The organism is Burkholderia sp. BCC1972 (assembly GCF_905339605.1).
In the GTDB taxonomy this organism is placed as follows: domain Bacteria; phylum Pseudomonadota; class Gammaproteobacteria; order Burkholderiales; family Burkholderiaceae; genus Burkholderia.
In genome coordinates, this window is sequence record NZ_CAJPGH010000008.1 from 162,302 (window position 1) to 175,885 (window position 13,584).

13 protein-coding genes are annotated in these 13,584 nt (G+C 68.6%); 4 read left to right on the plus strand and 9 right to left on the minus strand.

Features of this window, described 5'->3' with window-relative positions; all coding sequences use genetic code 11:
• Window positions 1–167 precede the first annotated feature (167 nt).
• Window positions 168–542 (plus strand): hypothetical protein, encoded by a 375-nt coding sequence (locus U5798_RS14550; protein ID WP_124447755.1) that lies wholly within the window; start codon window positions 168–170, stop codon window positions 540–542.
• Window positions 543–653: 111 nt separating this feature from the next.
• On the opposite strand, the gene U5798_RS14555 is transcribed toward U5798_RS14550, so the two are convergent.
• Together U5798_RS14555 and U5798_RS14560 are read right to left on the minus strand one after the other, a co-directional pair.
• The gene (locus U5798_RS14555; protein ID WP_124447757.1) at window positions 654–2,171 is read right to left on the minus strand and encodes a CoA-acylating methylmalonate-semialdehyde dehydrogenase; all 1,518 of its coding nucleotides are present in this window, start codon (window positions 2,169–2,171) and stop codon (window positions 654–656) included.
• Window positions 2,172–2,220: 49 nt separating this feature from the next.
• The gene (locus tag U5798_RS14560; protein WP_124447759.1) at window positions 2,221–3,576 is read right to left on the minus strand and encodes an aspartate aminotransferase family protein; all 1,356 of its coding nucleotides are present in this window, start codon (window positions 3,574–3,576) and stop codon (window positions 2,221–2,223) included.
• A gap of 105 nt (window positions 3,577–3,681) precedes the next feature.
• On the opposite strand from U5798_RS14560, the gene U5798_RS14565 reads away from it, so the two are divergent.
• Window positions 3,682–4,632 carry a LysR family transcriptional regulator gene (locus U5798_RS14565; RefSeq protein WP_124447761.1) on the plus strand — a complete coding sequence of 317 codons (951 nt, stop codon included), beginning with the start codon at window positions 3,682–3,684 and terminating at the stop codon, window positions 4,630–4,632.
• A 17-nt stretch (window positions 4,633–4,649) separates the two neighbouring features.
• On the opposite strand, the gene U5798_RS14570 is transcribed toward U5798_RS14565, so the two are convergent.
• The 3 genes from U5798_RS14570 to U5798_RS14580 are packed head-to-tail and all read right to left on the minus strand — an operon-like array spanning window position 4,650 to window position 6,731.
• Window positions 4,650–5,891: an MFS transporter gene (locus U5798_RS14570; RefSeq protein ID WP_124447763.1), complete on the minus strand. Its 1,242-nt coding sequence runs from the start codon at window positions 5,889–5,891 to the stop codon at window positions 4,650–4,652.
• Window positions 5,888–6,223: a hypothetical protein gene (locus tag U5798_RS14575; protein ID WP_322082441.1), complete on the minus strand. Its 336-nt coding sequence runs from the start codon at window positions 6,221–6,223 to the stop codon at window positions 5,888–5,890. The genes U5798_RS14570 and U5798_RS14575 overlap by 4 nt, the downstream gene beginning before the upstream one ends.
• A 37-nt stretch (window positions 6,224–6,260) precedes the next feature.
• The gene (locus U5798_RS14580; RefSeq protein WP_322082442.1) at window positions 6,261–6,731 is read right to left on the minus strand and encodes a MarR family winged helix-turn-helix transcriptional regulator; all 471 of its coding nucleotides are present in this window, start codon (window positions 6,729–6,731) and stop codon (window positions 6,261–6,263) included.
• Window positions 6,732–6,899: 168 nt separating this feature from the next.
• Here U5798_RS14580 and U5798_RS14585 point away from each other — a divergent pair, with 168 nt between their 5' ends.
• Window positions 6,900–7,391 (plus strand): 2,4'-dihydroxyacetophenone dioxygenase family protein, encoded by a 492-nt coding sequence (locus U5798_RS14585; protein ID WP_124447769.1) that lies wholly within the window; start codon window positions 6,900–6,902, stop codon window positions 7,389–7,391.
• Window positions 7,392–7,493: 102 nt separating this feature from the next.
• On the opposite strand, the gene U5798_RS14590 is transcribed toward U5798_RS14585, so the two are convergent.
• A complete protein-coding gene (locus U5798_RS14590) occupies window positions 7,494–8,642 on the minus strand; it encodes an epoxide hydrolase (protein ID WP_322082443.1) in 1,149 nt (382 codons plus the stop codon).
• Between the two features lie 76 nt (window positions 8,643–8,718).
• Window positions 8,719–9,678 (minus strand): GlxA family transcriptional regulator, encoded by a 960-nt coding sequence (locus tag U5798_RS14595; protein ID WP_322082444.1) that lies wholly within the window; start codon window positions 9,676–9,678, stop codon window positions 8,719–8,721.
• Window positions 9,679–9,813: 135 nt separating this feature from the next.
• On the opposite strand from U5798_RS14595, the gene U5798_RS14600 reads away from it, so the two are divergent.
• Window positions 9,814–10,614, plus strand: a complete 801-nt coding sequence (locus U5798_RS14600; protein ID WP_124447775.1) for an SDR family NAD(P)-dependent oxidoreductase — start codon at window positions 9,814–9,816, stop codon at window positions 10,612–10,614.
• Here the strand turns inward: U5798_RS14600 and U5798_RS14605 are convergent.
• Entirely contained in the window at window positions 10,611–11,969 is a 1,359-nt protein-coding gene (locus U5798_RS14605; protein ID WP_322082445.1) for an MFS transporter, read from the minus strand. The genes U5798_RS14600 and U5798_RS14605 overlap by 4 nt on opposite strands.
• A gap of 86 nt (window positions 11,970–12,055) precedes the next feature.
• On the minus strand, window positions 12,056–13,402 hold the full coding sequence (locus tag U5798_RS14610) for an MFS transporter (protein ID WP_322082446.1): 1,347 nt from the start codon (window positions 13,400–13,402) through the stop codon (window positions 12,056–12,058).
• Between the last annotated feature and the right edge of the window lie 182 nt (window positions 13,403–13,584).

A 13,584-nucleotide genomic window follows, 5' to 3' on the forward strand; every position in this document is an offset into this window, starting at 1 on the left:
TCAAAACCGCCTATCGTGAAGAAGACGCCCCGTTTGCCGCCATTCGACCTTGTATCGCTCGCACGGGCGGCGACGGCATCGCGTTCCGGCACCATTCATCGCGATCGCTGCGCACGCTCGCCCGTGCACACGATCGCGGCCGCCCACCGGACAACCAGGAGGCACACATGAAAGCCGCGCTGCTCGTCAGCTCCGCCCTGCTCGCCATTGCGTCCGCTTCGGCCTCGGCCCAAGGCTCGATCACGAAGGCCGAAAACGGCGCGCTCGTCGCCGCAAACGGCATGACCGTCTACACATTCGACCAGGACAAGCCCAACGCCGGCACCAGCGCCTGCACGGGCCAATGCGAATCCTTCTGGCCGCCGTACAAGGCCAGCGCGACCGACGTCCCGGTCGGCCCCTACACGATCGTCAAGCGCGACGACGGCAGCCCGCAATGGGCGTACAAGGGCAAGCCGCTCTACTTCTTCTCGAAGGACATGAAACAGGGCGACCGCAACGGCGACAACTTCAAGAACATGTGGCACGTGGTGGCGCCGTAAGCGTTCCGCTGCCTTCCGCCCCATCCGTGCAGACATGAAAAAACCCGCTCCGATCGACGATCGGAGCGGGCCTTTGCACGTCCCGCCGGCAGCACGCGGCCGGCTTGCGCGTCAGCGGCTCGACGGGAAGCTGAACACCGTCCCTTCGCGCACGCCGGCCGACGGCCAGCGCTGCGTGATCGTCTTGCGCTTCGTGTAGAAACGCACGGCGTCCGGGCCATACGCGTGCAGGTCGCCGAACAGCGAACGCTTCCAGCCGCCGAACGAGTGGTATGCGACCGGCACCGGCAGCGGCACGTTGATGCCGACCATGCCGATCTGGATGTTGTCGCTGAAGTAGCGCGCAGCCTCGCCGTCGCGCGTGAACAGGCACGTGCCGTTGCCGTATTCGTGCGCGTCGATCAGCGCCATCGCCTCGTCGAGCGACTTCAGGCGGATCACGCCGAGCACGGGCCCGAAGATTTCATGCTGGTAGATCGGCATGCCGGGCTTTACGTTGTCGAACAGGCACGGGCCGAGGTAGTAGCCGTCGTCGTGGCCGTCGACCTTCACGCCGCGGCCATCGACCACGAGCGTCGCACCGGCTTGCACGCCGGCTTCGACGAAACCCGTCACCTTCTCGAAATGCTGCTGCGTGACGAGCGGGCCCATGTCGACACCCGCGCCGTTGCCCGGGCCGACCTTCATCTTCTCGATCTCGGCCTTCAGCCCGGCGACGACCTGGTCGCCCGTTTCGTCGCCGATCGCGACGACCAGCGGAATCGCCATGCAGCGTTCGCCGCACGAGCCGTACGCGGCGCCCATCAGCGCATTCACCGCGTTGGGGATATCGGCGTCAGGCATCACGACCGCGAAGTTCTTCGCGCCGCCGAGCGCCTGCACGCGCTTGCCGTGCGCGCAGCCGGTCGAATAGATGTATTCGGCGATCGGCGTCGAGCCGACGAAGCTCACGGCCTTCACGCGCGGATCGGTCAGGATCGTGTCGACCGCCTCCTTGTCGCCGTTCACGACGTTCAGCACGCCAGGCGGCAGGCCGGCTTCGAGCGCGAGCTCGGCCATGCGCAGCGTCGACGACGGCGTGCGCTCGGACGGCTTCAGCACGAACGTGTTGCCGCACGCGACGGCCATCGGCCACATCCACAACGGCACCATCACCGGGAAGTTGAACGGCGTGATGCCGGCGGCAACGCCCAGCGCCTGGAACTCGCTCCACGAATCGATCGCGGGGCCGACGTTCTTGCTGTGCTCGCCCTTCAGCAGCTCGGGCACGTAGGTCGCGTATTCGACGTTCTCGATCCCGCGCTGCAGCTCGCCCATCGCATCGGCGAGCACCTTGCCGTGCTCGGCCGTGATCAGCGCGCACAACTCGTCGGCATGCTCTTCGAGCAGCGTCTTGAAGCGGCTCATCACGCGGGCGCGCTTCAGCGGCGGCGTGTTGCGCCACGCCGGGAACGCGGCCTGCGCGGACGCGATCGCGGCTTCGACGGTCAGCTTGTCGGCGAGCGCGACGCTCTTGTTCGATTCGCCGGTGGCCGGGTCGAACACCGGCTGGACGCGGCTGCCGCCGTCGACGCGCTTGCCGTCGATCAGGTGGCCGATGGTGGAGGTCACATTGCTGTCGTGTTTCATCGTTGAGGCTCTTTCGTGAATTCGGTGATCGCGGGGAACGAGCGGCGGCTCAGTCCACTTCGTTCAGTGCGTCGGACAGCGCGTTGACGAGATTGTCGATCTCGCGCTTCTCGGCGATGAACGGCGGCGCGAGCTGGATCGTGTCGCCGCCGTAGCGCACGTAGAAGCCCTTCGCCCAGCAGCGCATCGCGATCTCGTACGGACGCCGTGCCGGTTCGCCCGGCAGCGCCGCGATCGTCAGGCCGGCAGCCAGCCCGTAGTTGCGGATGTCCGCGATGTGGCGCTGGCCCTTCAGCCCGTGCACGGCCGCCTCGAAATGCGGCGCGAGATCGCGCACGCGGGCCACCGCATCCTCCTTCACCAGCAGGTCGAGCGCCGCGACGCCGGCCGCGCACGCGACCGGGTGCGCCGAATACGTGTAGCCGTGCGGGAACTCGAGCATGTACTCGGGGCCGCCCGCGGCCATGAACGTGTCGTAGATCTCCTTGGTCGCGATCACGCCGCCGAGCGGCTGCGTGCCGTTCGTCACCTGCTTCGCGAAGTTCATGATGTCCGGCACCACGCCGAACGCGTCGGCGCCCGTCATCGCGCCGGCCCGGCCGAAGCCCGTGATGACCTCGTCGAAGATCAGCAGGATGTCGTGCGCGGTACAGATGTCGCGCAGGCGCTTCAGATAGCCCTTCGGCGGCACGACCACGCCCGCCGAGCCGGAGAACGGCTCGACGATCACGGCCGCGATGTTCGACGCGTCGTGCAGCGCGATCAGCTCGAGCAGGCGGTCGGCCAGCTCGGCGCCGTGCTCGGGCATCCCGCGCGAGAACTTGTTCTCGGCGAGTTGCGTGTGCGGCAGGAAATCGGCGTCGAGACCCTGGCCGAACAGCTTGCGGTTCGGCCCGATCCCGCCGACCGAGATGCCGCCGAAGTTCACGCCGTGGTAACCCTTCTCGCGGCCGATCAGGCGCGTCTTCGTGCCCTTGCCCTTCGCACGCCAGTACGCGCGGGCCAGCTTCAGCGACGTGTCGGCCGCTTCCGAGCCCGAGCCCGTGAAGAACACGTAGTCGAGGCCGGCCGGCGTCAGTTCCTTGATCTTGTTCGCGAGTTCGAACGATTTCGGGTGGCCGAACTGGAAGGCCGGCGCGTAGTCGAGCTGCGCGACCTGGCGGCTCACGGCTTCGACGATTTCCGTGCGGCCGTGGCCGAGGCCCGTGCACCAGAGGCCCGACAGGCCGTCGAAGATCTTGCGGCCTTCGCCATCCGTGTAATACGCGCCCTTGCCCGACACGATCATGCGCGGATCGGCCTTGAACTGGCGGTTGGCCGTGAACGGCATCCAGTGCGCGTCGAGCCACGCGGCGTCGGTGCGCAGGTTGGTGTCGTCCTGCTGGGCGGTGGTGATGTCGGTCATGTCGGTCGGCGCGGCGCGCCCCTCCTCCTTGTGATGATGTTGCACATTGTCGGGACGCCAATTAGTCTTTTGAATATCGCAATATCAATGTTCACTTGCTCAACTATGCAAGCAAAGAAACCGAAGAGCCGTGCGCTGCTCGGGCAGCTCAGCGACATGGATCTCCGCCTGCTGCGGGTCTTCAAGGGCGTCGTGCAGTGCGGCGGGATGGCGGCGGCCGAACTGGAACTGAATATCGGCATCTCGACGATCAGCCGGCACGTGAAGGATCTGGAAACGCGCCTCGGCCTCGTGCTGTGCCGGCGCGGCCGCGCGGGCTTCACGCTGACGCCGGAAGGCCAGACGGTCTATGAGGAGACGCTGCGCCTGCTCGCGTCGATGGAAGCATTTCGCAGCAGGATCGACGGCATTCACGACAAGATGGGCGGCGAACTGCATGTCGCCGTGTTCGACAAGACGGCCACCAACCCGAACGCGCGCCTGGGCGACGCGATCCGCCAGTTCGCGGACGAGGCGCCCGACGTCGCGCTGAACCTGCATGTCGCCTCGATCAACGAGGTCGAGCGCGGGATCATCGACGGCAGTTACCAGGTCGGGATCATTCCCGCGCACCGCAACTCGGGCAGCCTCGAGTATGCGGAGCTGTTCGACGAACGGATGCTGCTCTACTGCGGCCGGCAACATCCGCTCTTCGATGCGCCGCACGGCAAGCTCACGTGGACGACGATCCGCAACCACGCGTTCGCGGGGCTCGGCTTCCATTCGCCGAACATGGAGCTGAGCCATCGCGCGAAGCTCACGCGCAGCGCGACCGCGTCGGACCAGGAATCGATCGCGACGCTGATCCTGTCCGGCCGCTATCTCGGCTTCCTGCCCGATCACTATGCGGAAAGCTTCGAGAACAAGGGGCTGATGCAGCCGGTCGCACCACACCGGTTCAATTACCGGTGCCGGTTCGTGAGCCTGTTGCGGCGCTCGCCGCGGCCGTCGCGGGCCGCGCTGCTGTTCCAGTCGTGCCTGGAAGCCGCGCATGCGGCGGCCCGGCCGGCGGCATAGCGCGGGCTTCGGGTCGGTCAGGCGCCGTCGCCGCCGGTGCGCGGTTGCGCGCGCTGGCGCGCGACGAAACGGGTCGCGACGAGTGCCGCGGCAAAGCCGGACGCCGCACCGACGCCGAGCGCCCAGCGCGGGCCGAGATGGTTCGCGACCCAGCCGGCCACCGGCGCGCCGATCGGCGTGCCGCCGAGCGCGACTGCAAGGCGCAGCGCCATCACGCGGCCACGCATCGCCGGCTCGGTAGACAGCTGCATCAGGCTGTTGGTGGAGTTCATGAAGGTGATCGCGGCAATCCCGGTCAGCACCAGCGCCGCGGCGAACGACCAGTAGCCGGGCGCCAGCGCGGCGAACGTGCAACCGAGCCCGAACAGCGTCGCGCCGATCCACAGATGACGGAACCGCGGCTGCTCGCGGCGCGCGGCGAGCAGCGCGCCCGAGATCGTGCCGACCGCCATCATCGACGAAAGAAACCCGAACCCGCGCGCATCGACATGGAACACGCTGGCGGCCATCGTCGAGATGTACAGCTGGAAATTGAGCCCGAACGTGCCGATCAGGAACAGCATCACGAGGATCGCCGTCAGGTCCGGGCGGTGCCATACATAGCGGAACCCGTCGAGCAGGCTGCCGCGCGAGCGGCCTGCCCGCATGTTCGCGCGCAGTTCGTCTTCCCGAAGCTGCGACAGCGACGCCAGCACCGCGAAGAAGCTGAGCCCGTTCGCGAGAAACGCCCAGCCGGTGCCGACCGACGCGATCAGGAAGCCGGCCGCCGCCGGGCCGACCATCCGCGCGGCGTTGAACGACGTCGAGTTGAGCGCGACCGCATTCGCGAGTTCGCGATCGCCGACCAGTTCGGCGACGAAGGTCTGCCGCACCGGCGCGTCGAACGCCGACGCGCAGCCGAACAGGAACGCGAATATGTACACGTGCTCGAGCCGCACGACGCCCGTGACCGTCATCACGCCGAGCACCAGCGCCAGCACGCCCATCAGCGCCTGCGTGGCCATCAGCAGCTTGCGCTGGTCGAAGCGGTCGGCCGCATAGCCGGTCCACGGCAACAGCAGCAGTTGCGGCCCGAACTGCAGCGCCATCACCGTGCCGACGGCCGACGCGTCGTGATGCGTGAGCTGCGTGAGCACGAGCCAGTCCTGCGCGGTGCGCTGGATCCACGTGCCGATGTTCGACACCAGCGAGCCGATCGCCCACACGCGATAGTTGAAACTGCGAAGCGAGCGGAACACGCCCGCTGCCGGCACGCTCATGGCCGCTTCCGATCGGGCGCGTTGCCGCCGTGCAGTGCGCCGAAGTGCCGCGCGAGGAACAGGCCGAGCATCAGGATGCCGAGACCGAGCGCTGCCGCGTCGGGCAAGCGCTTCAGGTCGAAATCGCCGACGCGGCACACGAGCGAATAAGCGATCGCGAGGTTCACGACACCCCACACGACATTCACCGCGGACGACGACAGCCCGCGGCCCGGCGGATTCGCGAACGGCGTCTGAAACGGCTCGCCGCGCAACCCGCTGACGAGATGCGGCACGGCGTTCGCGAGAAACGCGCCGCCGAAGAAGTACGACACGAGAGGCAGGAGGTTCATGGGCGGGTTGTCCATTCGGCGTGCGGGTCGGTGAGGTTCACGGGCGGGCGGGATCCTGGAATTCGGCAAGCCGCTGCAGCAGTTTCACGGCGGCGGCGAGCTCGGCCTGTTCCGCCTCCGACAACTGCGCGTGCAGCGCACGCAACAGCCAGTCGTCCTTGGCCGCGCGATTGGCCTGCAGCACCTTGCGGAAACCGGGCGTGAGCGCGATCAGCGTCTGCCGGCCGTCGGTCGGATCGGGCTCGCCGCTGACGGCACCGAGCGCCTCCAGCGTCGCAACCGTCACGCGCATCGACTGCGGGCGCACGCTTTCGGCTCGCGCGAGCGCCGATACGGTCGCCGGACCGTCGCGGTCGAGCCGCAGCAACACCGACTTCTGCGACGAAGTAAGGTCGTTCGGATGGGTCTGCTCCCGCATGCGGCGTATCAGCTTGCCGACCGAGATACGGAGTTCGCCGGCGAGACCGGCGAGCGGGAGTGCGTCAGAGGGAGACGATGGCGTGTTCATGAAGCCACGATAGCATATCGACAGTTTAACTGTACAGTTTAGCTGCATATTTCGAGCTGTAAGGATCGGGGGTTCAGACCTACCTACTTCGATGAGTACAGCCGTGTTCGGCCGCGCGACCGGCCTCTGCGATAATGCGGGCTCCCCATTTCCGCTTCGCCTCCCGCCATGACGCAGCCGTCCGCCCCGCTCTCCACCGACCTGCCGCCGATCTCGTGCCTGCCCGGCGACGCGCTGCCGTGGCTGCCGATGAGCGCCGACCTGCCGGGGCTCGCGATCAAGTATCTGCACATCAATGCGGCCGAGGACACGCTGACCGCGCTGCTGAAGATGCCGGCCGGCGGCACGCTGCCGCGCCATCGGCACGACGGCGAGGTGTTCGTCCATACGTTGCAGGGTGCGTGGCGTTACCGCGAATACGACTGGGTCGCGCACGCCGGCTCGACGGTGCTCGAGCCGGCCGGCTCGGTGCATACGCCGGAAACGCTCGGCGCGCCGGGCGAGGATGTCATCACGCTGAACGTGATGCGCGGCGATCTCGTGCTGCTCGACGACGACGGCCGCGAGACCGCGCGCGAGAATTGCCGCGTCGCGCTGCTGCGCCAGCGCAAGCATGCGCGTACCGCGCCGGACGCCGCCGCGCCGTTCGTCACGCGATAACGCAGGCGACGTCGGCTCGACGCGCTCCGCGTGGTGCGGGCGCGCGCCGTCGCCCTGATGGCCGGCGGTGCACGTCGCCCGCTTCGCAGGCCGACCCGCGCGTTACCGAAAGCGCCGGAAAAAACGCCGAATGTCGTCCGCCAGCCGATCCGGCTCTTCCATCGCCGCGAAATGGCCGCCGGCCGGCATGTCGGTCCATTGCACGACGTCGAACACGCGTTCGACCCAACTGCGCGGCGGGCGGCCGATTTCCTTCGGGAAACGCGCGAACGCGACGGGCACCGCCACGCGTTGGCCGGCCGCGAAACGCATGGGCTGCAGCCGGTTTTCCCAATACATCTGCATGGACGAGCCGATGCAGCCGGTGAACCAGTAGAGCGAGATGCCGGTCAGCAGCGTGTCGTGCGAAAACCGCCGTGCGACGTCGCCGTCGCAATCGCTCCACGCGCGGAATTTCTCGGCGATCCATGCGGCCAGCCCGGCCGGCGAATCGTTGAGCGCGACGGCCAGCGTCTGCGGTTTCGTCATGTGCATATGCGCGTAGCCGCCTTCCAGCGCGGCCCACTCGCCGCGCTGCGTCACGAAGGCCCGTTCGTCCCCGGTCAGCGGCAACGCCGCGTCGGCCGGCGGCTCGTAGCTGCCGGGCAGGAAGTTCAGGTGGATGCCGTCCACGCGGTCCGCATGTCGCGCGCCGAGCGCGATCGACACGCCAGCGCCGAGATCGCCGCCTTGCGCGCCGAAGCGTCGATAGCCGAGGCCGGACATCAGCGCCGCCCAGCGGTCGGCGACCTGAAACGCCGACATGCCGGGTGCCGCCGGCGCGGGCGAGAACAGGAAGCCGGGCAGTGACGGCACGACGACGTCGAACGCGTCGTCAGGATCGCCGCCGAACGCCGCCGGATCGCAGAGGCGCTCGATCAGCGCGTCGAATTCGAACACGGAGCCCGGCCAGCCGTGCGTGATGACGAGCGGATAAGGGTTCGGTCCCGCCCCGCGCCGATGGATGAAATGCACGCGCTGGCCGCCTGCCTCCGCGACGAACTGCGGCAGCCGGTTCAGCCGACGCTCCACCGCCCGCCAGTCGAAGCGCTCGGCCCAGTATTCGGCCAGGTCGCGCAGCCACGCGCCGTCCATGCCCTGCTGCCACGGCTCGGCGGGCGTCAGCGACGGCGGGCGGCTGCCGCGCAGGCGCCGGCGCAGGTCATCCAGTGCGTGATCGGGTATCGCAATCTCGAACGGCTCGGCGTGCATGGTGTCTCCTCGCGACGAATGCCGGAGATTCTGCGCGATTTTTCCGCCCCGCGCTGGCGTCGCGCGCCCGCAGGCGTCAGCCCGTTTCGCGTTCGTCCGCCCGCGCGTCGCGCCGCATCGCCTGCGGCGGCACGCCGAATCCGCGCACGAACGCCTCGCGCATGTGCCGCCGGTCGCGAAAGCCGTTCTCCTTCGCGATCACGTCGAGCGGATGACGGCTCTGCTCGATCATCAGCCGGGCGGATTCGAGCCGCAGCCGCTCGATCGCCTTCGCCGGCGACTGCCCCGTTTCGAGCGTGAACACGCGGCTGAACTGGCGCGGGCTCAGGTGGACGGCTTCGGCCAGGTCCTCGACGGTCAGCGCGCGGCCGAGGTTCTGCCGCGCATAGTTCAGCGCGTTCTGGATCCGGTCGGATTTCGGTGCGAGGTCGAGCATTTCGGAATGCTGCGACTGGCCGCCGGCCCGGCGCTGGTGCATCACGAGCTTGTGCGCGACCGAGCGCGCGGCATCGGCGCCCAGATCCTTTTCCACCATCGCGAGCGCCAGGTCGAGCCCGGCCGTCATGCCGGCCGAGGTCCAGATCGGACCGTCGACGATGTAGATCCGGTCGTCCTCGACGCGAATCTCCGGGTGCTGCCGCTGCATGTCGCGGCCGAACGCCCAATGCGTGGTCGCGCGGCGCTGCGCGAGCAATCCGGCCTCGGCCAGCACGAACGCACCCGTGCAGATACCGGCGATCCGCCGCGCACGCGCATTCGCACGCCGCAGATAGGTGACGACGCCGGCCGGCGCCGGCGTGGCGAGCGGATCGTTGACGCCCGCGACGATCCACGTATCGACGTCGATCCGCCCGCGCAGCGCACGCGTGGCGACCGACAGCCCGAGCGACGAGCGCACGTCGCCGCCGTCGACCGAATAGCTGTCCATCGCGTAGAACGGCTCGCGCATGCCCATGTTCGCGTACTCGAACACCGACTGCGCGGCGAGCGCCATGATCTGGAAGCCGTCGCTGATCAGAAAGCCGATTCGGTGCATGGGGGTCTCCGGTCCCGGGCGCGGTGGTCGGCCCGATGTCCTGAATCATACCCATCTACGTCATTTGTGTCGCGGCGCTTCGGCGCCAGAATGGCTTCACGCCATCCGGCCATTCCCACCGAAACGGAGCACATCATGACGCAAGCACATCGCGGTACCGCCCTCATTACCGGCGCATCGTCGGGCATCGGCGCCGTCTATGCGGACCGCCTCGCGCGGCGCGGCTACGACCTGATCCTGGTCGCGCGCAACCGCGACCGGCTGAGCGCACTCGCCGAGCGCATCACGAACGACACGCAGCGCAGCGTCGAGATCGTCGACGCGGACCTCAACGACCGCACGGCGCTCGCCGCCGTCGAGGCGAAGCTGAAGCAGGACGCGAGCATCACGCTGCTCGTGAACAACGCGGGCATCGGCACGCATGCGCCGCTGCTCGACAGCGACGTCGACGCGATGACGCGGATGATCGACCTGAACGTGACCGCGCTCACGCGCCTGACCTACGCGGCCGTGCCGGGCTTCGTCGCGCGCGGCGGCGGCGCCGTGATCAACATTTCGTCGATCGTCGCGATCTCGCCGGAAACGCTGAACGGCGTGTACGGCGGCAGCAAGGCGTTCGTGCTCGCGTTCAGCCAGTCGCTGCATCACGAACTCGCCGACAAGGGCGTGCAGGTGCAGGCCGTGCTGCCGGGCGCAACCGCGACCGATTTCTGGCAGACGGGCGGCCTGCCGCTCGAACACCTGCCGAAGGAAATCGTGATGACGGCGACGGACATGGTCGATGCCGCGCTGATCGGCTTCGATCGCGGCGAACTCGTGACGATCCCGTCGCTGCACGCGGGCCACGAATGGGACGCTTACGAGACGGCACGCCGCACGATGGCGCCGCACCTGTCGGCCGATACGCCGGCGCCGCGCTACACCGCGGCGCGCTAGTTGCCGGCGGCGCCCGCGCCGCGCGGTGCGGCGCGCACGCCCAGCAGCATCGCGACCGCGCACGCGGCCAGCAGCGCGGCGATCATCCACATCGCCGGATCCATGCTGCCGGTTCGCGTGCGGATCAACCCGACGAGCCAGGGCGTGATCATCCCGCTCGACACGCCGATGCTGCTGATCAGCGCGATTCCGCCCGCCGCGCCGGCGCCCGAGAAATACGCGGACGGCACGGCCCAGAACACCGGATGCGCGGCGAAGATCAGCATCGCCGCGATCGACAGCAGCGCCATCATCGCGACGATGCTCGGCAGGTGCAGCGTCAGCAGCGCGAGCGCCACCGCGCCGCCGAACGCGCACGCGGCGAAGTGCCGGCGCCGTTCGCGCTGGCGGTCCGAGCGCCGCGCGATCGCGATCAGGCCGGCCGCGCCGATCGCGTTCGGCACGACCGACAGCAGGCTGATCTGCACGACGTCGTGGATGCCGAATTCGCGGATCATCAGCGGCATCCAGAACAGCAGCATCAACAGCGCGGTGGTCAGCGAGAAATAGATGAACGCGAACAGGACCGTGCGCGGTTCGGCCAGCACCTGCCGCAGCGAATGCGGCGCCTGCGTGCCCGCGCCGGTGCGGTCGGCGGCCAGGTCGGCCGCGAGCTGCCGGCGATCGGCGTCGGACAGCCAGCGCGCGTGCTCGGGGCGATCGCACAGCCGGAACCACGCGATCACGCCGAGCAGGATCGCGGGCGCGCCTTCGATCGCGAACATCCATTGCCAGCCATGCAGCCCCATCACGCCGGACATCCCGCGCATGATCCAGCCCGACAGCAGCCCGCCGACCATCCCCGCCACCGCGACGCCCGCGTAGAAGATCGACAGCACCGACGCGCGCCGCCGAGCCGGATACCAGTACGTCAGGTAGAACACCACGCCCGGGAAGAACCCGGCCTCGAACACGCCGAGCAGGAAGCGCAGCACGTAGAAGTGCCGCGCGCTGTCGACGCTGATCATCGCGACCGACACCGCGCCCCACAGGAACATGATCCGCGCGAACGTGCGGCGCGCGCCGAAGCGGCGCAGCAGCGCGTTGCTCGGCACTTCGAACAGCACGTAGCCGACGAAGAACAGCACCGCGCCGAGGCTGTACATCGCGTCGGTCAGGCCGAGATCCTGCCGCATCTGCAGCTGCGCGAAGCCGATGTTGCTGCGGTCGAGGATCGACACGATGTAGCAAATGAACAGGAACGGCACGATTCGCCTGCCGATGCGGCGGTAGAGCGCGTCGTCGCCGGTCGCGTCCGTCGTACCGGCGCCTGGCGCGACGGCCGGCGCGGCGTGTGCTTGAAGCGGGGCTGACATCGATCGTCTCCTCGATGGATTCGGGTGCGGGGCGGACACGAAGCGCCGGTCGCCGCGCCCGCGGGCAGCGACCGGCCGGTGCTCGTTCAGCCGCGCTGCGCGGCCTCGCCCTTCACGCCGAGCATCAGCGCGGCGCCGCTGGCCACCAGCAGCGCGGCCAGCAGGTACACGGCGAGATCCATGCTGCCCGTGCGCGTGCGGATCATCCCGATCACCCACGGGCTGACGATGCCGCTCGTGATCCCGATGCTGCTGATCAGCGCGATCCCGGCCGCGGCCGCGTTGCCCGACAGGTAGCGGGTCGGCACGGCCCAGAAGATCGGCAGCGCGGCGAAGATCAGCGTCGCCGCGATCGACAGGCACGCGAGCATCGCCGCGAAGCTGTGCAGGTGCAGCGTCAGCGCCGCGAGCGCGAGCCCGCCGCCGATCGTGCAGCACGCGAAGTGCTTGCGGCGCTCGCCGGTGCGGTCCGAGCGGCGCGCGATCAGGACCAGACCGAGCGCGCCGACCGCGTTCGGCACGACCGTGTACAGGCTCACCGCGACGACGTCGGTCACGCCGAAGTCGCGGATCATCAGCGGCATCCAGAAGTTGAGCGTCAGCGACGCGCAGGTCAGCGAGAAATAGATGAACGCGAACAGGTACACGCGCGGGTTCGCCAGTGCGGCCAGCACGCTGCGCCCGTCGTGCGCGCTGCCGTGCCTGCGGCCTTCGGCGCACAGCGCGGCGACCCGCGCCTTTTCATCGGACGTGAGCCACGCGGCGTCCTGCGGCCGGTCGACGAGGAACGTGAAGGCGGCAAACGCGAGCAGGATCGCCGGCGCGCCCTCGATCGCGAACATCCACTGCCAGCCGTGCAGCCCCATCACGCCGCTCATGTCGCGCATGATCCAGCCCGACAGCAGGCCGCCGAGCACGCCGGCCACCGCGACGCCCGCGAAGAACACCGAGATCGCCGCCGCGCGCCGGTTCGCGGGGAACCAGTAGGTCAGGTACAGCACGATGCCGGGGAAGAAGCCGGCCTCGAACACGCCGAGCAGGAAGCGCAGCACGTAGAAATGCGACGGCTGCGACACGAACATCATCCCGGTCGACGCGATGCCCCACAGCAGCATGATCCGCGTGAACGTGCGGCGCGCGCCGAACCGCGCGAGCAGCATGTTGCTCGGCACTTCGCAGAACACGTAGCCGACGTAGAACACCGCGGCGCCGAGGCCGTACATCGCATCGCTGAAGCCGAGGTCGTGCTTCATCTGCAACTGCGCGAAGCCGATGTTGATGCGGTCGAGAAACGACACGACGTAGCAGAGGAACAGGAACGGGACGATCCGCCACGCGATCTTGCGGAACAGCTGCGCGTCGCTGAATTCGGATACGGAAGCCGGCGCCGAGGCACGCGCGTGCGCCGCTTCGGCGGGAAGCGATTGGGACATGTCTCTCTCCAAACGCGCGCGTATCGAGCGCGCGGCAGTCTCCGAGGGCGTGCATGCGCCCTGCTTTCTTGTGAGACCGGATACGGCTGCCGGCACCGCGGCGCACTGCCGCCGCGGAAGCCGCAGCCCTCAGGGCAACGACGAGGCGATCATGTGAGCGCCGCCCCGCCGCCGTGCGCCGC

Excerpts from the sequence above, each read along its gene's own strand:
- U5798_RS14550 (WP_124447755.1), top strand. The coding sequence starts at position 168 with ATGAAAGCCGCGCTGCTCGTCAGCTCCGCCCTGCTCGCCATTGCGTCC.
- U5798_RS14555 (WP_124447757.1), bottom strand. The coding sequence starts at position 2,171 with ATGAAACACGACAGCAATGTGACCTCCACCATCGGCCACCTGATCGAC.
- U5798_RS14560 (WP_124447759.1), bottom strand. The coding sequence starts at position 3,576 with ATGACCGACATCACCACCGCCCAGCAGGACGACACCAACCTGCGCACC.
- U5798_RS14565 (WP_124447761.1), top strand. The coding sequence starts at position 3,682 with ATGCAAGCAAAGAAACCGAAGAGCCGTGCGCTGCTCGGGCAGCTCAGC.
- U5798_RS14570 (WP_124447763.1), bottom strand. The coding sequence starts at position 5,891 with ATGAGCGTGCCGGCAGCGGGCGTGTTCCGCTCGCTTCGCAGTTTCAAC.
- U5798_RS14575 (WP_322082441.1), bottom strand. The coding sequence starts at position 6,223 with ATGAACCTCCTGCCTCTCGTGTCGTACTTCTTCGGCGGCGCGTTTCTC.
- U5798_RS14580 (WP_322082442.1), bottom strand. The coding sequence starts at position 6,731 with ATGAACACGCCATCGTCTCCCTCTGACGCACTCCCGCTCGCCGGTCTC.
- U5798_RS14585 (WP_124447769.1), top strand. The coding sequence starts at position 6,900 with ATGACGCAGCCGTCCGCCCCGCTCTCCACCGACCTGCCGCCGATCTCG.
- U5798_RS14590 (WP_322082443.1), bottom strand. The coding sequence starts at position 8,642 with ATGCACGCCGAGCCGTTCGAGATTGCGATACCCGATCACGCACTGGAT.
- U5798_RS14595 (WP_322082444.1), bottom strand. The coding sequence starts at position 9,678 with ATGCACCGAATCGGCTTTCTGATCAGCGACGGCTTCCAGATCATGGCG.
- U5798_RS14600 (WP_124447775.1), top strand. The coding sequence starts at position 9,814 with ATGACGCAAGCACATCGCGGTACCGCCCTCATTACCGGCGCATCGTCG.
- U5798_RS14605 (WP_322082445.1), bottom strand. The coding sequence starts at position 11,969 with ATGTCAGCCCCGCTTCAAGCACACGCCGCGCCGGCCGTCGCGCCAGGC.
- U5798_RS14610 (WP_322082446.1), bottom strand. The coding sequence starts at position 13,402 with ATGTCCCAATCGCTTCCCGCCGAAGCGGCGCACGCGCGTGCCTCGGCG.